The sequence below is a fragment of the Croceicoccus marinus genome, from assembly GCF_001661675.2.
Taxonomy (GTDB): Bacteria; Pseudomonadota; Alphaproteobacteria; order Sphingomonadales; family Sphingomonadaceae; genus Croceicoccus; species Croceicoccus marinus.
On record NZ_CP019602.1, the window covers coordinates 1,746,401 to 1,766,961 of the forward strand.

General features: G+C 64.5%; 17 protein-coding genes. 14 read left to right on the forward strand and 3 right to left on the reverse strand.

Annotated features, from left to right (window positions below):
- Positions 1 to 107: 107 nt before the first annotated feature.
- The 3 genes from A9D14_RS08235 to A9D14_RS08245 are packed head-to-tail and all read right to left on the reverse strand — an operon-like array spanning position 108 to position 3,194.
- Positions 108 to 1,055, reverse strand: coding sequence for a Vgb family protein (locus A9D14_RS08235; RefSeq protein ID WP_066845143.1), 948 nt, complete (start codon positions 1,053 to 1,055; stop codon positions 108 to 110).
- A 31-nt stretch (positions 1,056 to 1,086) separates the two neighbouring features.
- Entirely contained in the window at positions 1,087 to 2,088 is a 1,002-nt protein-coding gene (locus tag A9D14_RS08240; RefSeq protein ID WP_066845146.1) for an MBL fold metallo-hydrolase, read from the reverse strand.
- A gap of 17 nt (positions 2,089 to 2,105) precedes the next feature.
- Positions 2,106 to 3,194, reverse strand: a complete 1,089-nt coding sequence (locus A9D14_RS08245; RefSeq protein WP_066845149.1) for an MBL fold metallo-hydrolase — start codon at positions 3,192 to 3,194, stop codon at positions 2,106 to 2,108.
- Between the two features lie 209 nt (positions 3,195 to 3,403).
- Between A9D14_RS08245 and A9D14_RS08250 the strand changes: the two genes are divergently transcribed.
- The 14 genes from A9D14_RS08250 to A9D14_RS08310 all read left to right on the forward strand — a co-directional run bounded on the left by A9D14_RS08250 (position 3,404) and on the right by A9D14_RS08310 (position 20,074).
- Entirely contained in the window at positions 3,404 to 4,489 is a 1,086-nt protein-coding gene (locus A9D14_RS08250; protein ID WP_066845160.1) for a putative urea ABC transporter substrate-binding protein, read from the forward strand.
- A gap of 61 nt (positions 4,490 to 4,550) precedes the next feature.
- Positions 4,551 to 5,366, forward strand: a complete 816-nt coding sequence (locus A9D14_RS08255) for an ABC transporter permease (protein WP_066845162.1) — start codon at positions 4,551 to 4,553, stop codon at positions 5,364 to 5,366.
- Positions 5,363 to 6,181, forward strand: coding sequence for an ABC transporter ATP-binding protein (locus A9D14_RS08260; protein ID WP_083987793.1), 819 nt, complete (start codon positions 5,363 to 5,365; stop codon positions 6,179 to 6,181). The genes A9D14_RS08255 and A9D14_RS08260 overlap by 4 nt, the downstream gene beginning before the upstream one ends.
- 12 nt (positions 6,182 to 6,193) lie before the next feature.
- Positions 6,194 to 6,703, forward strand: a complete 510-nt coding sequence (locus A9D14_RS08265) for a CopG family ribbon-helix-helix protein (protein WP_066845164.1) — start codon at positions 6,194 to 6,196, stop codon at positions 6,701 to 6,703.
- On the forward strand, positions 6,700 to 7,524 hold the full coding sequence (locus A9D14_RS08270) for an urea amidolyase associated protein UAAP1 (RefSeq protein ID WP_066845166.1): 825 nt from the start codon (positions 6,700 to 6,702) through the stop codon (positions 7,522 to 7,524). Before A9D14_RS08265 ends, A9D14_RS08270 begins: the two co-directional genes overlap by 4 nt.
- Before the next feature lie 14 nt (positions 7,525 to 7,538).
- A complete protein-coding gene (locus A9D14_RS08275; RefSeq protein WP_066845174.1) occupies positions 7,539 to 8,174 on the forward strand; it encodes an urea amidolyase associated protein UAAP2 in 636 nt (211 codons plus the stop codon).
- The gene (gene uca / locus A9D14_RS08280) at positions 8,171 to 11,758 is read left to right on the forward strand and encodes an urea carboxylase (protein ID WP_066845176.1); all 3,588 of its coding nucleotides are present in this window, start codon (positions 8,171 to 8,173) and stop codon (positions 11,756 to 11,758) included. The genes A9D14_RS08275 and uca overlap by 4 nt, the downstream gene beginning before the upstream one ends.
- Positions 11,755 to 13,521 carry an allophanate hydrolase gene (atzF, locus tag A9D14_RS08285; RefSeq protein ID WP_066845178.1) on the forward strand — a complete coding sequence of 589 codons (1,767 nt, stop codon included), beginning with the start codon at positions 11,755 to 11,757 and terminating at the stop codon, positions 13,519 to 13,521. Before uca ends, atzF begins: the two co-directional genes overlap by 4 nt.
- Before the next feature lie 50 nt (positions 13,522 to 13,571).
- Positions 13,572 to 15,128, forward strand: coding sequence for an ATP-binding response regulator (locus A9D14_RS08290; protein WP_066845180.1), 1,557 nt, complete (start codon positions 13,572 to 13,574; stop codon positions 15,126 to 15,128).
- Positions 15,118 to 16,038, forward strand: coding sequence for a response regulator transcription factor (locus A9D14_RS08295; RefSeq protein ID WP_066845182.1), 921 nt, complete (start codon positions 15,118 to 15,120; stop codon positions 16,036 to 16,038). Before A9D14_RS08290 ends, A9D14_RS08295 begins: the two co-directional genes overlap by 11 nt.
- A 228-nt stretch (positions 16,039 to 16,266) precedes the next feature.
- Positions 16,267 to 17,268, forward strand: coding sequence for a sterol desaturase family protein (locus A9D14_RS08300; RefSeq protein WP_066845184.1), 1,002 nt, complete (start codon positions 16,267 to 16,269; stop codon positions 17,266 to 17,268).
- Positions 17,269 to 17,445: 177 nt separating this feature from the next.
- Positions 17,446 to 18,054: a hypothetical protein gene (locus A9D14_RS08305; RefSeq protein WP_232468472.1), complete on the forward strand. Its 609-nt coding sequence runs from the start codon at positions 17,446 to 17,448 to the stop codon at positions 18,052 to 18,054.
- 902 nt (positions 18,055 to 18,956) lie between these two features.
- Positions 18,957 to 19,295 (forward strand): hypothetical protein, encoded by a 339-nt coding sequence (locus tag A9D14_RS19430; RefSeq protein WP_066845188.1) that lies wholly within the window; start codon positions 18,957 to 18,959, stop codon positions 19,293 to 19,295.
- A gap of 11 nt (positions 19,296 to 19,306) precedes the next feature.
- Positions 19,307 to 20,074, forward strand: coding sequence for a phage terminase large subunit family protein (locus A9D14_RS08310; protein ID WP_066845190.1), 768 nt, complete (start codon positions 19,307 to 19,309; stop codon positions 20,072 to 20,074).
- Positions 20,075 to 20,561: the final 487 nt, after the last annotated feature.

The window sequence follows — 20,561 nt, forward strand, 5'->3', positions numbered from 1 at the left end:
GTAGCCCTGCTGCAACATTCGCCCCCTACCGCAGCGATTCGCCGAAGTTTGTTTCGCCCCCGCCCCGCAAGCGGAACGGACCGCGCGCAGGGCCAACGGTGCGCCGGTCAATCGGGCTTGGACCACCACGACAGGGTCTGGTTGTCATGGGCGGATGTCCAGATGCCCGCGGGCGTATAGCGGATCGCTCCGCTGCCGGCAGGTTCGCCCAGCCGTGCGGTGACCTCCAGCGTGTCGGGGTCGATCACCGCGAATACCTGGTCCTCGGTCGTGCGCAGCCATACCGACCCGCCGCCGACGTCGATGTCGCCATAGATCAGCGTCTCGCCCACCGGTACGCGGCCGCTGACGGCCATGGTCGCCGGATCGACGCGGGCGACCGTGCCGTCGCCCTGTTCCTGCACCCAGACCGCGCCCTCGCCCGCGGCAAGGAAGCCGGGCTGCTTGCCCAGCGCGACCTTGCCGGTGACGCGATTGGTCGCCGGATCGATCCTCTGCAACGACTGCGCGTCGCTGCTGACCGCCCATAGCGCGTCGAGGCCATAGGCCAGATAGAAGGTGCCCGGAGCGACGGGCACGGTCGCGATCACCTCGTTTGTCGCGGGATCGATCCGCGCGACCGCGCCTTGCGCCGCGCTGGGCACCCAGATCGAACCGTCTCCCGACACCACGTTGGTCTCGCCCTTGGGGTTGGCGATGCCGGTCGCGATGATGGTCTGCACCTCGGCAGTGTCGAGGTCGATGCGGTACAGATTGGCATCGGGGCAATTGGCGACCCACAGCGACCCGCTGGCGACCGCCATCGTGCCGCACGGGCGCGGCATGACGGTCGAGGCGAGCTTGCCATCGACGCCCCATTGCTCGACCCGCCCGTCGTTGGTGGTCCAGACTGTGTCGCCGTCGATCGCCAGGAAGTCGGCGAAGCCGGGTACAGCCAATTCCTTCTCGACCAACGTGCCTGCCGCCGCCATGGCCGGTTCCCCGGGCTGCATGGTGGCGCAAGCGCCCAGGGATACCGACGCCGATGCCAATGCGATTGCCACGGTCTTCTTCATGGAACTGCTCCTGTCCGATGCCCGCAAGGGGTCAGCTATAGCGATAGGGATAGGTATCGATGGTCGTCATGCTGCGCGTCTGGTTGCACAGGAAGACGGTGCCGGTGAAATAGATGCCCGGCTCGGTCACCGTCTTCGCGAATTCGAACGTGTCGCGAAGTTGCTGCACCGACATTTGGACGGGCGCCTCGTTCGGCTGCCAGGTCAGGCCATAGGGGTAATCCTGATCGTCCTTGCTGATCTCGACATGGCAGCCCATCACGTGGCTCACCGGATGCGTGTCGACGAAATCGATCAGCCGCTGCATGCTTGCCAGCCACGGCTCCCAGAAGCTGATGTAGCAGCGCCCGCGATAGAACATGTCGCCGGTGTACAGGATCTGCGTATAGCTGTCGTAATAGGCGAATTCGGAAATCACGTGGCCGGGCGATCCCCAGATCAGGATCTCTCGCCCGCCCAGGTCCAGCGCAACCCGCTCTTCGGGAAAATTGGTCATGCCCCAGAAGCCGACCATCTCCTCATGCGTCAGCCCCATGTACCGCGTGTTGGGCCGGTCTGCGAACTGGTTCACCGCCGCATAATGGTCGGCATGCAGATGGCTGAACGCGACCAGCAGTTCCATGCGCTGCGGGTTCTTGCCATTGCGCTCGCACCATGCGTCGATGGTGGCATCGACGACACCGCGCAGGTCGCAGTCGTTGCGAAGCTGCACATAGCCTTCGTCCAGCAGCAGAATCCGGTCGTTCCCGAAATACAGCGGGGCGAAGGGAGCCTCGTAGCTATAGGCCTTGTTCTGGCGCAGGATGGCGGTGTGGTCGTTGTACCAGTGCACCTGCCAGGGCGGGTCGGTGTTATCCATGCAGGATTCCGACCCGCAGATCCATCTGTCGGGAAAGCCGCCCGGGGCGGGCAGGTTGCTGGTGAAATCGATCGGCGGGCCATTGCCGGCCAGCGACTGGGCATAGGCCACGCCCGCCCCCGACAGGGGAAGCGCGGCGGCGGCATTGCAGGCAAGAAATATGCGTCGGTCCATGGCTTGTGTCCCCTCGATCAGAACGGATGCGGCGGGCGGATCTTCGGCACGTCGGCGGGCCACACATCGGTCCGCTGGTCCGGACTGACGCCGTTGAGCAGGATGAAATCAGGGCGGATGAGCATCAGATCCCTGCCCTGCACCTCGCGCGCATATTGCAACGCGTCGTCGATCAGGGCCGGCTCCATCTCCAGCACCCGCTCATAAGGCTTGTAGTTGCGGAAACGCGGATAGGCCTGACCCGGCACGAACATCATGTCGATATGGCCGCCCATCACATATTTGACGGGATTGGCATCGGCAAAGGCCTTCAGCCTTTCCAGCGAAGCGACGAAGTCGCGATCGTTCCCGATATTGATCTTGCCGGGAAACAGCAGGTCGCCGGTGAACAGGAAATCGCAATAGGGATCGTAGAAGCTGATCCCGTCCTTGTGCGTGCCGGGGGTCGGGATCACCCGGATCACCCGGTCGCCCAGATCGATGCTTCCCGTCCCGTTCGGCCAGTCGCCCAGCAGTCCGTGGAATTCCTTCATCGCGGCCAGCGGGGTGGGCGCGATCACGGTGTCGGGGCGTCCGGCGAATTGCGCCAACCCCTTCGTCTGCGCATGATCCTCGCCCGAAGTCATGACCAGCGTCAGCGGAACGCGGGTCCGCCCCCTCGCCTTTGCCCAGCGGGCGACGATCGCGTCCACCGTTTCGCGCAGCGGGTAGTGCGCGGGATTGGCGGTCGCGCCATTGTCGATCAGCAGCGCACCCTTGTTGCCGAACAGCAAATAGGTGAATGGTGCTTCCCAGTGCACGCAGACGTTCTGGCGCAGGATGAAGCTGTCCTCGTTATATTGCATCACCTGCACGCGCGGATCGGTGTTCTTCGCCGCCACGTTCGAGCCACAGGTCCAGCGGAACGCGATATTGCCCGGCGCGGGGCCATCGCTGGCATAGTCGTGGATCACGGGTGCGGCGGGGTGCAGCGGGACCGCGCTATCGGTGTGACGCACGCCCGGTCGGTTGTAATCCTGCTCCGGATTACCGTTCGGATAGCTGCGGGAAGTGGCCGATTGCGGATTGCCGGACAGCTCCGGCCTGTATGTCTGACGTTGCGGCATCGCACTCCCCCGATATGCTGCCCGCGGGCAGCCATGAACGATAGCCTTGATGCACGCCCTCCCAGACGCCGCGCCCAACGCCCGTCCCGCGGGATCCGGGGCGCGTGGCGATCATCCTACGGATATTACAAAACATATCAACAGTAATAATTTTGCATGGACAAGCGCCGCAATTCAGACAATGCTGCATCCGCGAAAGGAGACGAATCATGCTCACGGGGGTCCGCAACGCGGGGAAAATTGCACTGATGTTCTGCGCGATGCTGATCGCATCGTGCTCGTCTTCGGAAGGCGAGGCACCCGAGCCGCGCACCGAATTCGACATCGGCTGGTCGATCTATGCCGGATGGATGCCTTGGCCTTATGCGCAGCAGGCCGGCATCGTCGACAAATGGGCCGACAAATACGGCCTCGAGATCAATTTCGTGCAGGTCAACGACTACGTCGAGTCGGTGAACCAGTACACCGCCGGCAAGCTCGACGGCGTCACCGTCGCCAACATGGACGCGCTGACCATTCCCGCCGCGGGCGGCAAGGATACCAGCGCGATCATCCTGGGCGACTATTCCAACGGCAATGACGGCATCCTGCTCAAGGGATCGAACAACCTGGCCGACATCAGGGGCCGCGACGTCAACCTGGTCGAGCTTTCGGTATCCCACTATCTGCTGGCGCGCGGACTGGAAGAGGCGGGCATGCCGCTGACCGCGGTCAACACCATGAACACCGCGGACGCGGACATCGCGGGCGCCTTTACCTCGGACGAGGTTACCGCCGCGGTTGCGTGGAACCCGCAGCTTGCCACGATGAAGACGGCGCCGAATGCCAACATGGTGTTCAGTTCGGCCGATATCCCGGGCGAGATCGTCGACCTGCTGGTGGTGGACACCGCCACGCTGAAGGCCAATCCGAACCTGGGCAAGGCGCTGGCCGGCATCTGGTACGAGACGATGGCCCTGATGCAGCAGGACACGCCCGAAGGCCGGGAAGCGCGCGCCGCCATGGCCAGGCTGGCCGGCACCACGCCCGACGTGTTCGAGGATCAGCTGTCCACGACCTATCTCTATGCCGATCCTGCGGCAGCGGTCGAAGCGACCCGCTCGCCCAGCCTGGTCGAAACGATGACGCGCGTGCGCGACTTCAGCTTTGCACAGGGCTTGTTCGGACAGGGCGCGCGCTCGGCCGATGCGGTCGGCATGTCCTTTCCGGGCGGCACGGTGCTGGGCGACCCGAACAATGTCACGCTGAGGTTCGACGACAGCTACATGCAGATGGCCGCCGAAGGCGCCCTGTGACCGGGACCGGGCTGACGGCCGCGCGCATGATGTCTGCCACGCCAATACGGGATGACCGTCGATGCGCTGGGTAAATCGCCGGGTCCGGCGCGGCAATCGCCTGCTGCTGGGTGCGCTCCCGATCGTGGCACTGGTGGTGCTTTACCTCGTCGCCGCGGGGGCGCGCCACTCGGTCAATCCCAGCGACAAGATCCTGCCCCTGCCATCCGCGATGGTCGAGGCGATGGCGTCGCTGGTGGCCGAGCCGGACCGACTGTCGGGGGATTATCTGTTCTGGGCCGATACGCTGGCCAGCCTGACGCGGCTGGGTATCGGTCTTGCCATCTCCACCCTTTCCGCGCTGCTGGTGGGGCTGGTGCTGGGCATATTGCCGCCGGTGCGCGCCACGTTCGGCCCGCTTGTGACCGGCATCGCGGTGATCCCGCCGATCGCGCTGCTGCCGATCCTGTTCATCGCCTTCGGGCTGGGTGAGACGGCCAAGGTAGCGCTGATCGTGGTGGGCATCGCGCCCTTCATGATCCGGGACATCGCCGCGCATATCGGCGCCCTTCCGCGCGAACAGATCATCAAGGCGCAGACGCTGGGGGCGAACAGCTGGCAGGTGATGCTGCGCGTCGCCCTGCCGCAGGCGATGCCGCGGCTGATCCAGGCGGTGCGCCTGTCGCTCGGCCCGGCATGGGTGTTCCTGATCTCGGCAGAGGCGATCGCCGCCGATGTCGGCCTTGGCTACCGCATTTTCCTCGTCCGCCGCTATCTGTCGATGGACATCATCCTGCCCTATGTGGCGTGGATCGCGCTTCTGGCGGTGGTGATGGACATCGCCCTTACCCGGAGCAGCCGCCGGCTGTTCCCCTGGGCCCATGGAGCAGATCATTGAGCGCGCTGCTGAACCTTCGCAACATCTGGGTCGAGTACGGCGAGAAGATCGTGCTCGAAAACGTCTCCCTCGATATCGAGGAAGGCTCGTTCGTGTCGATCATCGGCCCCTCGGGCGCGGGCAAGAGCAGCCTGCTGCGCGTGATCCTGGGCCAGGAAGTGCCGACGCGCGGCTCAATCCTGCTGGACGGCGTGCCGCTGCCGGGCGAATGCGGGCCGGATCGCGGGGTGGTGTTCCAGCGCTATTCGGTGTTTCCGCATCTCTCGGCATTGCGCAACACGGTGTTCGGCCTGGAATGCAAGCAGGCGCCCTTCTCCGCCCGGCTGTTCGGCGGCCCCAGGCGCGAGGCGATGGCACAAGCCGAGGAAATGCTGGACGCCGTCGGCCTGCGCGACAGCATGCATCTCTATCCCGCGGAGATGTCGGGCGGGATGCAGCAGCGCCTCGCCATCGCGCAGGCGCTGATCAAGCGCCCCCGCATCCTGCTGCTGGACGAGCCGTTCGGCGCGCTCGATCCCGGCATCAGGGCGGACATGCACGGGCTGATCACCCGGCTGTGGAACGAATACCAGCTGACCGTCATCATGGTCACGCATGACATCAAGGAAGCGTTCTCGCTGGGAACGCGGGTGCTGACGCTCGACAAGCGGCGGCACGATCCGCACGCGCCGCACCGCTATGGCGCGACCGCCGTCTACGACCTCGCGTTGACGCGCAAGACGCAGCCGACGGACCCCGCGGCCACGGATCCTGTGCCCGTGGAATCTTCGGACGACCACGGCAGTATTACGATTGACACAAACAATAATAATTGAGAGACCGTTCGCATGAGTTCAGAGCCCACCAATCTCGCCCGCCTGAGCATGAGCCTTCCGGCCGAACTGTTCCGCCAGCTGGACATGATGGTCGAGGAACGCGGACTGCCCTCACGCTCGCAATTGATCGCCGAACTGATCCGCCACGCACTGGCCGAGCATGAGGCGCGCGTCCGCCCCGACGACATGCTCGCGGGCACGGTGACGCTCGTCTATCGCGGCAATCGCGGCAAGGCGCGCCAGCAATTGTCCGAGACGCAGGCCGATTACCTGAAAGAGGTGATCTCCTCGCAGCATGTCTTCCTGGAAGACGACCAGTCGATGGAAGTGCTGCTGGTGCAGGGCCCCGCCAACAGGCTTGAGGAACTGTGCGACGCGCTGCGCGGCATTCGCGGCGTGAACCAGCTGCAACTTGTCACCACCACCGCCCTGCTGCCGCCCCTGCACGAGCTGGAGGGCCAAGGCGAAGCGCCCGCGAAGGGCGCGGCCAAGGGCGCTGCGAAGAAGAGGGAATCCGCATGACGACCAATCTTGCCGATCCGATGGCGGCGCGCGACCATGCCCGCGCCATGGCTGGCACCAGGGCCGACGCCATGCCGGTACTTCCCCCCGCGGCGGACGATCTGCCCGAAGGCGTGTCGGCGAACGATCTGGTGTGGGAAGAAATGATCGCGGCGGGCGGCTATGCCACGCGCCGCCTGTCGCGCGGATCGCGGCTGCGGCTGATCGACCTGGAGGGTGACGCCTGCGCCTCGCTGCTGATCTATAACGCCGACATGCCGACCGAACGGCTGAACGTCGCCGACACGGTCAAGGTCCAGTGGAACGCCTATCTGGGCGAAAACAAGCTGCTGCTGTCCGACATGGGCCGCGTGCTGATGAGCATCCTGTACGACGAAGCAGGCACGCATGACACGTTCTGCGGCACCTCGAACGCCGCCACGAACGAGGCGAAATATGGCGAGGGGCGCAACAGCGGGGCCTTTCCCAACGGGCGTGACCGGTTCCTGCTGGGTTCGGCCAAGCACGGGCTGCAGCGCCGCGACGTCCACCCCTGCGTCAACCTGTTCAAGGGCACGCGGATCGAGAAGGATGGCACCATCACCCCGCAAATCGGCCCGTTCGATTCTGGACGCAGCATGATCCTGCGCGCCGAGATGGACGTCATCGTCGTGATCGCCAATTGCCCTCACGTGATGGACCCGCGCGATGAATATGCCGTCACCCGCCTGCGCGCCACCGCATGGCGCGGGCCGGTCACACCGCAAGACGATGCCGCACGCAACGCCTCGCCCGAGGGGCTGCGCGCGTTCGAGAATGTCGAAGACTACTACCGCCGCTGAGAAAGGGCCGACACATGACCACAGATCCGGCCATCACCGGCCTTTCCGGCACCATCATTCATGATGAGATCGTGCCCGCGCGCGCACCCTGGCTGCACCACGTCGCCAAGGGGCAGACCCTGCGCGTCGTTGATGTCGAGGGCAACCAGGCGGTCGATTTCCTGATCTATTCCGCCGCCGACGACGTCGAGCGTTACAGCGCGCAGGACACGGTCGCGGCGCAGGGGAACCTGTTCCTCAAGACCGGATCGGTGCTTCTCTCGAACGAGGGGCGGCCGATGATGACCATCACCGATACCTCGGTCGAATATCACGACACCATCGGCGGCGCCTGTTCGTGCGAGTCCAACACGCTGCGTTACGGACATCACACCAAGGCGCAGCACGCCTGTGTCGAGAATTTCCTCGAGGCCAACCTCACCGAAGGCCGGGGCAAGCGAGACATGGTGCCCAACATCAATTTCTTCATGAACGTGCCGGTCGAGGAAGACGGGTCGCTGGGCATCGTCGACGGCATTTCCGCCCCCGGCCTGACCGTCGACCTGCGCGCAGAGATGGACGTGATCGTGGTCGTGTCGAACTGCCCGCAGATCAACAACCCCTGCAACGCCTTCAATCCCACCCCTGTCCGGATGATTGTGACCGCATGAGCTTTGACACCGTCCTGGTCGCGAACCGGGGGGCCATCGCCACCCGGATCATCCGCACGCTGCGCAAGATGGGCCTCCGCTCGGTCGCGGTCTATTCCGAGGCGGATGCGGGTTCGCTGCATGTCTCGGAAGCCGACAGCGCGATCTGCATCGGCCCCGCCCCGGCGGCGGAAAGCTATCTGAACATTTCCGCGATCCTTGCCGCCGCGAAGGAAAGCGGCGCGGGCGCGATCCATCCCGGTTACGGCTTTTTGGCCGAGAATACCGAATTTGCCGAGGCATGCGCCGCCGCCGGCATCGTGTTCGTCGGCCCCACGCCCCGGAACATCAATATCTTCGGCCTGAAGCACAGCGCCCGCGCGCTGGCGGAAGAGCACGGCGTCCCCCTCGCCCCCGGCACCGGCCTGCTGACGGACGAGGCGGAAGCAGTCGAGGCCGCGCGCAAAATCGGCTTTCCGGTCATGCTAAAGGCCACCGCTGGCGGCGGCGGCATCGGCATGCGCATCTGCGAGGACGAGGCCGCCGTGCGCGACGGTTTCGCGGTCGTCGCGCGGCTTGGCGCGGGCAATTTCGGCGATGCGGGCGTGTTCCTCGAACGCTATATCGGCCGCGCGCGCCATATCGAGGTGCAGATCTTCGGCGACGGGAAAGGCCGCGTCATGCCGCTGGGCGAGCGCGATTGTTCGCTGCAGCGCCGCAACCAGAAAGTGGTCGAGGAAGCCCCCGCCCCCCGCCTCTCCGGCGCCAAGCGCGCCGAGCTTATCGCCGCCGCCGTCCGCCTGGGCGAAGCGGCGCGTTACCTGTCCGCAGGCACGGTCGAATTCCTGTTCGATGCCGAGCGCGAGGAATTCTTCTTCCTCGAGATGAACACCCGCCTGCAGGTCGAACACGGCGTGACCGAGGAAGTCATGGGCGTGGACCTCGTCGAATGGATGATCCGCGGCGCGGCGGGCGATTTCGCCTTCCTCGACCGCGAGCCGCCTGTGGCGCGGGGCCACGCCATCCAGGTGCGCCTCTATGCCGAGGATCCGGCGCTGGACTATCGCCCCACGGTGGGCGCGCTGACCGCGGTCGATTTCCCGTCCGACATCCGCGTCGAGACGTGGTGCATGGCGGGTAACGAGGTGACCAGCTGGTACGATCCGATGATCGCCAAGCTGATTGTTCACCGCCCGACGCGCGATGAGGCGATCGGGGCGATGCAGGACGCACTGGACGACAGCCGCATCGACGGGATCGAGACGAACCTGCGCTGGCTGCGCGACGTGGTCCGCAATGAGAAATTCGGCAGCGGCGAGGTTTCGACCCGGCTGCTGGAAAGCGTGACCTATCACCCCCGCTGCATCCGCGTGATCAGCGGCGGCACCGCGACCACGGTGCAGGACTGGCCGGGACGGCTTGGCCTGTGGGACGTGGGCGTGCCGCCTTCGGGGCCGATGGACGACCGTTCGTTCCGGCTCGGAAACCTGATGCTGGGCAATCCCGAAGGCATGGCAGGTCTGGAAGTGACCGCCAGCGGACCGACCCTGCAATTCAGCGCGCCTGCCCGCATCTGCCTGACCGGCGCGGATTTCGGCGCGAAGCTGGACGGCGAGCCGGTGGAACGCGGCACGGTGCTGTCGGTTCAGGCCGGGCAGACCCTGGCGATGGGCCAGGCGACCGGCGGCGGGGTTCGCGGCTATATCCTGTTCGCGGGCGGGCTGGACATCGCGGCCTATCTCGGCAGCCACAGCACCTTTGCGCTGGGCCAGTTCGGCGGGCATGCGGCGCGGCGGCTGCTGGCGGGCGATACGCTGCATTTCGGCGCGGAGGAATCGGCGGGCGAAGCGGCGGCACTGGCGCTTCCCGACATCGGGCGAAGCTGGGAATTGCGGGTGCTTTACGGCCCCCACGGCGCGCCCGATTTCTTCACGCCGGACGACATCGCCGAATTCGTCGCAGCCGAATGGCAGGTCCATTACAACAGCAACCGCACCGGCGTGCGGCTTGTCGGGCCAAAGCCGCAATGGGCGCGCAAGGACGGCGGCGAGGCAGGGCTGCACCCGTCGAACATCCACGACAATCCCTATGCCATCGGGGCGGTGGACTTTACCGGCGACATGCCGATCATCCTTGGCCCCGACGGGCCCTCGCTGGGCGGGTTCGTGTGCCCGTTCACCGTGATCGCGGCGGACCGATGGAAGATCGGGCAGTTGGCACCCGACGACCGCTTGCGCTTCGTACCCGTGAGCGCCGAGGATGCGGCGGAGGCAGCTGCGGCACCCCTCGACCGTTTCGGCAACGATGGCGGCGCGCGCGATATCGCCGATCTGTCGCCCATCCTGGCCGAGATCCCGCAGCAGGGCATCCGCCCCCGCGCGGTCTATCGTCAGCAGGGCGACCGCAACATCCTCGTCGAATATGGCGAGATCGTCCTCGACATCGAACTGCGCATCCGCGTCCACGCGCTGATGACCGAGCTTGAGCGGCTGAAGCTGCCGGGCGTGATCGACATCGTGCCGGGCATCCGCTCGCTGCAATTGCATTTCGACGGCAAGGCGCTGGACCAGAAGGCCGCATTGGCTGCGCTGATCGAAGCGGAGGAAGCGCTGGGCGACCTCGAGGATTTCCGCATCCCGTCGCGCATCGTGCACCTGCCGCTCAGCTGGCGGGACCCGGCGACCATCGAAACGATCGAGAAATACATGGGCGCGGTGCGCGACGACGCGCCGTGGTGCCCCGACAATATCGAGTTCATCCGCCGCATCAACGGCATGCGCGATGCCGATGCGGTGGAAAGCCTGATCTTCGATGCCAGCTATCTCGTGCTGGGTCTTGGCGATGTCTATCTGGGCGCGCCGGTGGCGACGCCGGTCGATCCACGGCACCGGCTGGTCACCACGAAGTACAATCCGGCCCGCACCTGGACCCCGCCCAACGTGGTGGGCATCGGCGGGGCCTACATGTGCATCTATGGCATGGAGGGACCGGGCGGCTACCAGCTGTTCGGGCGCACCATCCAGGTGTGGAACACGCACCGCCAGACCGACGCCTTCGTCGACGGCAAGCCATGGCTGCTGCGCTTCTTCGACCAGATCCGCTTCTTCAAGGTCGATGCGGACGAGCTGGCCGACTGGCGCCGCGATTTCCCCAACGGTCGCCGCTCGATCAAGGTCGAGCATTCCGAATTCCGCCTTGCCGATTATCGCGCTTTCCTGAAGGAAAACGCCGAGAGCATCGCCGCGTTCGAGGCCACCCGCCAGGCCGCCTTCGACGAGGAGCGGGCCGAATGGGAGCGCTCGGGCGAGTTCGACCGGATCAGCGACCTGGCCGATACCGATGCGGGCGCGGCGGAAGTCGCGGCGGTCGAAGTGCCCGAAGGCAGCGAGCTGATCGAAGCGCCCTTCGGCGGCAGCGTATGGAAGCTGATGGTGGAACCGGGCGATGCGGTGCAGGAAGGCGACATCATCGCGGTGATCGAATCCATGAAGATGGAATGCCCGTTCGAAAGCCCAGCCAGCGGCACGGTGTCGGCGCTCTACATGCAGGAACGCCAGTCGCTGCAACCCGGAACGCCCATGCTGGCACTGAGGCGCAGCGCATGACCGACCTCAATCGCCAGAGCGTTACCGCCATCGCCGACGCCGTATCGTCGGGCCAGACCGCAGCGCTCGCCGTCGCCGAGGATACGCTGGCCCGGATCGAGGCCTATGATGCGCTCCAGCCGCAAATCTGGATCAGCCGGGCATCGCGCGAAGACGTGCTTTGCGCCGCGCGCAAGGTCGATGCACGCATTGCCGCTGGCGAAAAGCTGCCGCTGGCGGGCGTGGCATATGCGGTGAAGGACAATATCGACGTCGCGGGGCTGGAAACGACCGCCGCCTGCCCTGCCTTCGCCTATTCCCCCGAACAATCGGCAGGCGTGATCGAACGGCTGGACGCGGCGGGCGCGATCTGCGTCGGCAAGACCAATCTCGACCAGTTCGCCACCGGGCTTGTCGGCGTGCGCAGCCCCTATGGCATTCCGCGCAATGTCTATAACCGCGATTACGTCAGCGGCGGGTCCAGTTCAGGGTCGTCGGTCGCGGTCGCGGCGGGCCTTGTCCCGTTCGCGCTGGGCACCGATACGGCGGGTTCGGGCCGCGTGCCAGCCGCGTTCCAGCACCTGATCGGCTTCAAGCCGACGAAAGGCCGCTGGAGCACGCGCGGGCTGGTCCCCGCCTGCCGCAGCATCGATTGCATCACCGTGTTTACCGACACCATCGCCGATGCGCGGCGGGTGGACGAAAGCATCGCCGCCCTCGATCTTGCCGATCCGTGGTCCAAGCCGCTGGCGAATGCGCCCCTTACCCCCAGACGCATCGGCGTGCCGCGACCCGACCAGCGCGTTTTCTTCGGAGATACGCAGGCCGAATATCTCTACGACCGCGCCCTCGCCGCTCTGTCGCAAGGTGCCGAGATCGTCGAGATCGACATCGATCCGCTGCTTGAGGCCGCGCAATTGCTCTACGGCGGACCGTGGGTGGCCGAACGCACCGCCGCGGTCGAGGCGCTGCTGAAAAGCGATCCCGATGCGATCGACCCCACGGTGCGCGGCATCGTCGAGGCGGGGCTGGACATGAAGGCGGTCGACCTGTGGAACGGCATCTACCGCCTGGCCGAACTGAAGCGCCACGCCGATGGACTGTGGGACGGCATCGACATGCTGGCGTTCCCGACCACGGGCACGACCTATCGCGTGCGCGAACTGCAGGCTTCTCCGGTTGCGCTCAACAGCAATCTTGGCCGCTATACCAATTTCGTGAACCTGCTCGACATGGCGGCGATCGCGGTGCCTGCCGGGATGCGCGGCAACGGCACGGGCTTCGGCATCACGCTGATCGGCCCTGCCGACACCGACCGCGCGCTGATGGCGGCGGCCGAAACCTATCTGGACGCGGCCGATCTGCCGTCGCTTCCCCCGCTCGACATGGAGGATACTATGGAAAGCGTAAAACTGGCCGTCGTCGGCGCGCATCTGAAAGACATGCCGCTGCACTGGCAGCTCACCTCTCGCGATGCGACATTCGTCGGCGCGTTCGAGACGGCGCCGAACTACCGCCTCTATGCCATTGCCAACAGCACCCCGCCCAAGCCTGCGCTGGTCCACAGCGCGGACGGCGCGGCGATCAAGGTCGAGGTCTACGAACTCGACATGGAAGCCTTCGGCAGCTTCACCGCCGAGGTGCCCGCTCCGCTGGCCATCGGCACGGTGACCCTGTCCGACGGTTCCAGCGTCAAGGGCTTCGTGTCCGAACCGCGCGCGACCGAGGCTGCGGAGGACATCACCCACCTCGGCGGCTGGCGCGCCTTCATCGCGGGCGGTTGATCGATGCCGCGCCCTTTCCATCATGTCTGTCCCGCGAGCGGTCGCAGGTGATGAAGGGCGCGCTCGACAGCTTGCGGGCATGGGCGTCGCATGCGCTTAGCCATGCGGGTCGGCGCATCGCGCCCGGCAGCGCCGGTTGCACTAAGTCGGAGCGGGAGGCGCTGATGCAGGAAATCGCTTTGCTCGAACGGCGATGCGCCGATCTGGAACGCGCCAACACCGCCGCCACGGCTGCCAACCAGGCGAAAAGCCGCTTCCTCGCAAGCGCGAGCCACGAGATCCGCTCCCCGCTCAATTCGATCTATGGCTATGCGCAATTGCTGGAGCGCAACGAGGGGCGCAATGCGCTGCAGGCCGCGCGCATCATCCGCCGCAGTTCCGAACATCTCGCCAGCCTGGTCGAAGGTCTGCTCGACCTCTCGCATGTCGAAAGCGGGGCACTGCGGCTGCAGCGCGAGGTGATCCGGTTTCCCGCCCTGCTCGAACAGGTGGTCGACATGTTCGAACCGCAGGCGGAAGCCAAGGGGCTGCACTTCCGGCTGGAATGCCCCCCGAAATTGCCGGAATTCGTGCGCGGCGACCAGAAGCGCCTGCGCCAGGTGCTGATCAACCTGGTGTCGAACGCGATCAAGTTCACCGACAGCGGCCAGGTGACGCTGAAGGTCGCGTACCGCAACGACCTCGCCATTTTCGAGATTGCCGACACCGGCATCGGCATCGGCCCCGACGACATCGACCACATCTTCGACCCGTTCCACAGCCGCAGCGACGAGCTGGCGAAGCGCCCCGGCGTGGGCCTGGGCCTGTCCATCACGCAGGCGCTGGTGCAGGTGATGGGCGGCGAGATCCGGGTCGAAAGCCGGCTTGGCGAAGGGTCGCGTTTCACGGTGCGGCTGATGCTGTCCCAGCCGCAGTCGCATCCCGCCGATACCACGCCCACCACCGTCATCACCGGCTATTCGGGCCGCCGCCGCACGATCCTGGTCGTCGACGACGACGAGGCGCAGCGCAGCCTGCTGGCCAGCCTGCTGGAACCGCTGGGCTTTACCGTGCTGACCGCGGGCGACGCGGATTCGGCAGTGGCCATCGCGGGCGAAAGCGGCCCCGACCTCGTCCTGCTCGACATAACGATGCCGGGGCGCACCGGATGGGACGTGGCCGACGCGCTGCGCCAGGCGCATGGCACGACCATCCGCATCGTAATGCTGTCCGCCAACGCACATGAACATCACCCCGGCGGCGACGGCGACATGCCGAATGACATGTTCCTGCTGAAACCGTTCGAATTCAGCAATTTGCTCGACGTCATATCGGCGCAATTGTGGATCGAATGGACCGGTTCGGGATCGTCGGCAGCGGGCCGCGCCGCCGAGGGGGTCCCGGACGTCAGGCCGCCCCTTCCCGCCGCCACCCGCCCCCATTTCGCCGAGATCGAGCGACTGGTCCGCACCGGCCATGTGCGCGGCATCGAAAGCCAGATCGACGCCATCGCCGCGTCCCACCCGGCCGCTCTGCCCGTCGCGCAGGAAATGCGCGCATGCCTCGACGCATTCGACCTCAAGGCGCTGGCCGCCATCGCAAGGACGTCGCAGAACGATGCCGTCTGAAGCGCCAGCCAGGGACCGTATCCTCGTCGTCGACGACACGCCGGACTCGTTGAGCCTGCTGGTCGACACGCTTGAGCAGGAAGGCATGACCGCCCTTGTCGCGACAAGCGGGGAAGCGGCGCTGGAACTGCTGGATCACGACACGCCCGACCTGATCCTGATGGATGCGGTGATGCCGGGGATGGACGGGTTCGAGGCGACGCGCCGGATCAAGCGCGATCCCGCCTTTGCCTATGTGCCCGTCATCTTCATGACCGGCCTGACCGAACCGGAGCATGCCATCGCGGCGCTGGAAAACGGCGGGATCGACTATATTCGGAAGCCGATCGTGATCGAAGAGCTGCTTGCGCGTATCCGCGTGCATCTCGCCAATGCGCGCAACGCGCATCGCTCACGCCTGGCGCTGGACGGCGCGGGTCGGCATCTCGTCGCGGTCGATCGCGGCGGCCGGGTGACCTGGTGCACGCCGCAGGCCGGCAGGCTGCTGTCCCGCATCGAGCCCGGCTGGAACGAGGACGCGCGGCAGTTGCCGGAAAGACTGGTCTATCCGATGCAGCGGATCGCGCAGCAGGCGCTGCTTCCGGGCCATTCGATCCGCGTCGAATTTCCCGACTTCGACATCGATCTCGCCGCGGTGGAAAGCGAGCGCGAAGGCGACACGCTAATCCGTTTGACCGAAGTTCGCGAAGGCGCGGAGATCGCCTTGCTTCAGAACCGCATCGGCCTGACCCAGCGCGAGGCCGAGGTGCTGCTGTGGGTCAGCTATGGCAAGTCCAACCGCTCGGTCAGCGAGATCCTGGGCATCAGTCCGCGCACGGTGAACAAGCACCTGCAGCAGATCTTCACCAAGCTGGGGGTCGAGACGCGAGCCGCCGCAACCGCCCTTGCGGTCAGGATCATCTCGGGATGATCCGCGACAGCGCGCCGATGCGGGCTGAAAAGAGCCCTATCAGGGGCAAAACCCTGCCAATCTACGTCATTTGGACACTTACGGCATGGCCTGGCGACGCCGTATCATGCTGTCAATTCGCATCGGTCACCGGACCCGGTCTCATTATCGCGGCGCCTTGTTGCAAGGTGTCCCGTCCCCGGGCCAGGCCGACAGGATCATTCTAGCCGACACAACCGAAGGGGCGACATGAACGGAACTCGCGTAGGTAACAGGATCATCGGCGCTGATGCGCCGGTCACCGTCGGTTGGGAAAACATTCCCAAGGTCGAAGGCGGCCCGGTCAAGCGCTTTGTCTTCACCTGGTTCCAGCCCACCATGCTGCTAGCACTGGTGGCATTCTGGTATTACGCGCCCAATTCGATCGCGACGGCATCCACCGCGATCGGCATCGGCATCGGGTTCAAGATCCTGCTGCTGTCGCTGGAATGGGTTAACCCGCGCCATGACAGCTGGCGGCTGACCTGGAAGGAACTGGCCACCGACCTGTTCTATGTCGGCATCGGTTATACCGTGATCAACATGATCGAAAGCTTCATCGGCGCCGGTGTCGTCATCGGCTTCGTCCAGGATTCGTTCGCGTGGGAGAAGTTCAACTGGTTCATGGCCATGCCGCTGCTGCTGCAGGCGATCATGATCTCGATGATCTTCGACTTCGGCCAGTACTGGATGCATCGCGGGATGCATAACTGGTACCCGCTGTGGCTGACCCATGCGCCGCATCACTACATCACCCAGCTCAACATCAACAAGGGCGCGGTCGGCAATCCGATCGAGCTGTTCCTGATCGGCCTGGGCATCGGCGGCTTCTTCGATTTCCTGCCGCGTGCTTTCCTGCTGGCGGGCACGCTGGGCCTGACGGTGTCGATCTATCAGCACATCAACGTGCGCTTCAACACCCCGCGCTGGTGGCGCTTCCTGTTCAACACGACCGAGCATCACAGCGTCCACCACTCGCAGGATTACGAGGCGAGCCGCAGCAATTATTCGGCGACCTGGATCATCTTCGACCGCATGTTCGGCACCTGCGTTGATGGCGAGGCGGAACTGCTGGGCATGGAAGGCGGCCGCCCGATGTCGATCCGCGAGACGATGGTGTATCCTTTCACCGAGGCGTGGAAATCGATGAAGGCGCGCGCCGGCCGCTCGGAGCAGCCGGCGGAAGAGCCAACCGCCGTCCCGGCCGAGTGAGGCGGGACCGTCGCCCGATCCTGAAAGGTGCCCGCGAATATGCTTCGCGGGCACCTGACGGTCTGGATTGTTCGAAGTAGCGATCGCATGGCGCCCCACTTGGACGCCATCGAACATTGACTGGGATGGACTGTGAACCTGCGTTTCCTTGAACCGATCTGGCATATCCGCGGCAGTATGCCGCTACCCCCGAATCAGACGCATGACGAGGCGTTCGACAGGCTCATGCCGCTGTTCAGGACGAGCGGTACGACCCATGAAAGATCGGGCGAGACGCTGACCTTCCTCAAGAAGGACCAGGAAGCGCAGGACAAGATGTCGATTTTCGACCGCGGCGTGCTCCACATAGATCAGCAGCCGAGCGGCGCGATCCTGCGCTATCGGATGGCCAGCCGTGCCCTGTTGTACTGCTTCCTGGCGCCGCTTCTGTTTCTCGCCATCGCGCAGGTGACGGTGATGGTCGCCGACCATCAAAAGGCCTCTTCCGAGGCAAGCACGGGATCCGATACCGAAGACAAGTCGAAGAAGGACGAGGCGCGCGACCTGCCGCAACATGCGATCGACAAGGCGCTGGGTGCGCCCGCCCCCGAACTTCCGGACGCCGATGAAGCCGAGGAGGAGGACGAAGGACCGTCCCCCACGCCCGCCTATGTGTTCGCGGCGATCTTCGTGGCGCTATATATCGGTGGCCGGATCCTGGAGGACCATCTGATCAAGAGGCGGTTCCGCAGGAGGCTGTACGGCGAGGACAAGGCTGGCAACGGTTCTGCGATGCTGTCTGCCTAGGATCGGGTATGTCCCGTTTCGCTGCCGCTGACCACGGATCGGTCGCGACATAATTAAACGATAACGAATGAAAGACCCGGCAGGTTTGGTCGCGTCTTTTGCGTTCGTGGTGGTTATCGTTCGGACACTGGTCCGCGACCGGTAGCACGCACGTTGTCGCCGCTACGATCATCGACGTCAAAAAATATTCGCAAGCGAGAACGGCATGACAAGGCATGGCGCAGTGGTCGCCCCAGCAGGCGAGTGGCGGAGGAACCGGACTGCTGCGAACCTCCCTCCACGTCTTTTTCCCTGCTCGGCAGGGTATCTGCAGGCAATTTCCGCGGATTTAAGCAGATACATATTCGAGCGGCCGCGGAAATCTGCCAAACACGGGCTGAATTCCCTAAACCGGAAGCAGGGAATTTGCGTTGAACGAGCAGCGAACTTCTGCGCTATATCAGCGAGACGACGACCCTGTTCGACTTTTCTCACCTTCGTATCACGCCGCGCATGATGGTCTACACGAGCAAGCTCGGGCACCGCATGGTTGGCGAGGACTGGATAGAGGTGATTGGCAAAATTGATCCTCCGCTCCTGCCAGCCGAGTCCCTTACCGCCTTCACCGATCTGCTCGATCCGGAAGTGGAGTCCCGTAGTCGATCCAGAAACGGGGTGCGACAAGGAAACAGCTTGTTGAAGAGCTGCACTCCACCCGCCGTTCAGACCTGCCCGAGGATATTATTGATCTGCTCCGGGCGGGGATGGCAATGCCTGAGAGCATTCTTCCCGACAATACGGTTCTACTGCTACGCAAGCTGCAGCAACGGTCGTTTCCAGCGTTCCTCATGCGAGCATGGCCGGAGGTGACCGGCGGAGATCCTGTTCAGTGAAACTGGCACCTTGATGCGATAGCCTACCAGATGGAGCGCGTGGCGGCGGGAGATCGCCGCCGCCTCCTTCTCAATCTGCCCCCGCGCAACGGCAAGTCCAAGCTGGTGTCGATCATCCGGGTCGCGTTCCTGCTTGGCCGCAACCCGACGCTCAACTTCGTCTGCGTCAGCTACTCGAACGAGCTCTCAGGAAAGCTCGCGCGCGACTGCCTGTCGATCATGCAGTCTGACTGGTACCAGCAGCTGTTTCCGGCCACCGCATATCGCGCAAGCGCTCCGCCAACTGCGACTTCGAGACCACACGCGGCGGCGGACGCTTCGCAACGTCGATCACCGGTACGCTCACTGGCCGCGGAGGTGACATCATAATCCTGGATGACGTGATCAAACCCGAGGAGGCGAACTGGGAGACTACGCGACAGAACGTCGATAACTGGCTCCAGTCTACGCTGTCATCACGCCTGAACGACAAGTCTTCCGGCGCCATACTCTGTTTGATGCAGCGGCTGCACCAGCTCGACCTGTCCGGCCTGCTTCTGGAGACCGCGACATACGACCACCTCTCGCTGCCTGCGATTGCAATCGATGCCGAGGTTATCCCGCTCACGCGTGGCCGAAGTCATCATCGCCGTGCAGGAGAGGTCCTGCACCCGGCGCGTGAACCGCTTGCCGTACTTGAAGAGGTACGGGCTTCGATGGGTTCAGCATCCTTTAACGCCCAGTATCAGCAGGATCCGGTCCCGACTCATGGTAATGTATTCAAGGCAAATTGGCTCGCCACCTACGATCCCGATGCCACGGACCGGAATTACGGAGTGATAGTACAGTCCTGGGACACGGCGATAAAGACCGGCCCTGCCAACGATTGGTCGGCCTGCGTTACCGCGGGGGTCTATGGAGGCGACCTGTTCATCCTCGATGTCTGGCGCGGGCGTGTCGAATTCCCTGAACTCAAGCGCAAGGCAATCGGGCTGGTCACACGCTTCAAGCCCAAGGCTATTCTGATCGAGGACAAGGCCTCCGGCCAGCAGCTGCTGCAGGAGCTACGCGCAGACCGTTCAGGCACCGCCCGGCCTATTGGCTGCAACCCTGAAGGTGACAAGCTTACCCGAGTATCAGGACTTTCTCCCATGGTTGAGGCCGGGTAGCTCTATCTCCCTTCTGACCCGCCGTGGCTTGCCGATTTTACCTCCGAGCTCCTGTCGTTCCCCAACGGGCGCCACGACGATCAGGCTGGCGCATTATCACAGCTGCTTGCATGGGTTCGCCAGAGAGCATCATTTCCTGTCAGCCTGGCATGGCCGCCTGAGATGCCAGCGCCCTACGATCCCGAAGGGGGTGAAACGGATCCTTATCTGTGGGGATCAGGCAATCATTGCGAAATCGATGCGGATGAGCTGTGGATTTGAGAAAGCCCGCCCCGGGGAACGAGAATTTCAGACGGGCGAGCGGCTACTTCAGTCTATGGGGAATGAGATTTGCGTGCGAGTGGGCGTACAGCGCTCGCCATAGTCACTGTTCCAGAAGGAAAGCAACGGACCGCTTTTGCGGCAAGTGCTTGAGCGCTTATTTCAAGCCTGCTCATTGCAATGGAGCGTCGCGGGCATCTGAACCTCGGCGCCCGACGTTAGGGCT

What these genes read in the sequence shown, in the direction of transcription:
- uca (WP_066845176.1), top strand. Translation starts at nt 8,171, where the DNA reads ATGAGCTTTGACACCGTCCTGGTCGCGAACCGGGGGGCCATCGCCACC.
- A9D14_RS08270 (WP_066845166.1), top strand. Translation starts at nt 6,700, where the DNA reads ATGACGACCAATCTTGCCGATCCGATGGCGGCGCGCGACCATGCCCGC.
- A9D14_RS08265 (WP_066845164.1), top strand. Translation starts at nt 6,194, where the DNA reads ATGAGTTCAGAGCCCACCAATCTCGCCCGCCTGAGCATGAGCCTTCCG.
- atzF (WP_066845178.1), top strand. Translation starts at nt 11,755, where the DNA reads ATGACCGACCTCAATCGCCAGAGCGTTACCGCCATCGCCGACGCCGTA.
- A9D14_RS08255 (WP_066845162.1), top strand. Translation starts at nt 4,551, where the DNA reads ATGCGCTGGGTAAATCGCCGGGTCCGGCGCGGCAATCGCCTGCTGCTG.
- A9D14_RS08305 (WP_232468472.1), top strand. Translation starts at nt 17,446, where the DNA reads ATGCCGCTACCCCCGAATCAGACGCATGACGAGGCGTTCGACAGGCTC.
- A9D14_RS08250 (WP_066845160.1), top strand. Translation starts at nt 3,404, where the DNA reads ATGCTCACGGGGGTCCGCAACGCGGGGAAAATTGCACTGATGTTCTGC.
- A9D14_RS08275 (WP_066845174.1), top strand. Translation starts at nt 7,539, where the DNA reads ATGACCACAGATCCGGCCATCACCGGCCTTTCCGGCACCATCATTCAT.
- A9D14_RS08240 (WP_066845146.1), bottom strand. Translation starts at nt 2,088, where the DNA reads ATGGACCGACGCATATTTCTTGCCTGCAATGCCGCCGCCGCGCTTCCC.
- A9D14_RS08245 (WP_066845149.1), bottom strand. Translation starts at nt 3,194, where the DNA reads ATGCCGCAACGTCAGACATACAGGCCGGAGCTGTCCGGCAATCCGCAA.
- A9D14_RS08295 (WP_066845182.1), top strand. Translation starts at nt 15,118, where the DNA reads ATGCCGTCTGAAGCGCCAGCCAGGGACCGTATCCTCGTCGTCGACGAC.
- A9D14_RS08300 (WP_066845184.1), top strand. Translation starts at nt 16,267, where the DNA reads ATGAACGGAACTCGCGTAGGTAACAGGATCATCGGCGCTGATGCGCCG.
- A9D14_RS08235 (WP_066845143.1), bottom strand. Translation starts at nt 1,055, where the DNA reads ATGAAGAAGACCGTGGCAATCGCATTGGCATCGGCGTCGGTATCCCTG.
- A9D14_RS08290 (WP_066845180.1), top strand. Translation starts at nt 13,572, where the DNA reads ATGAAGGGCGCGCTCGACAGCTTGCGGGCATGGGCGTCGCATGCGCTT.
- A9D14_RS19430 (WP_066845188.1), top strand. Translation starts at nt 18,957, where the DNA reads ATGGAGCGCGTGGCGGCGGGAGATCGCCGCCGCCTCCTTCTCAATCTG.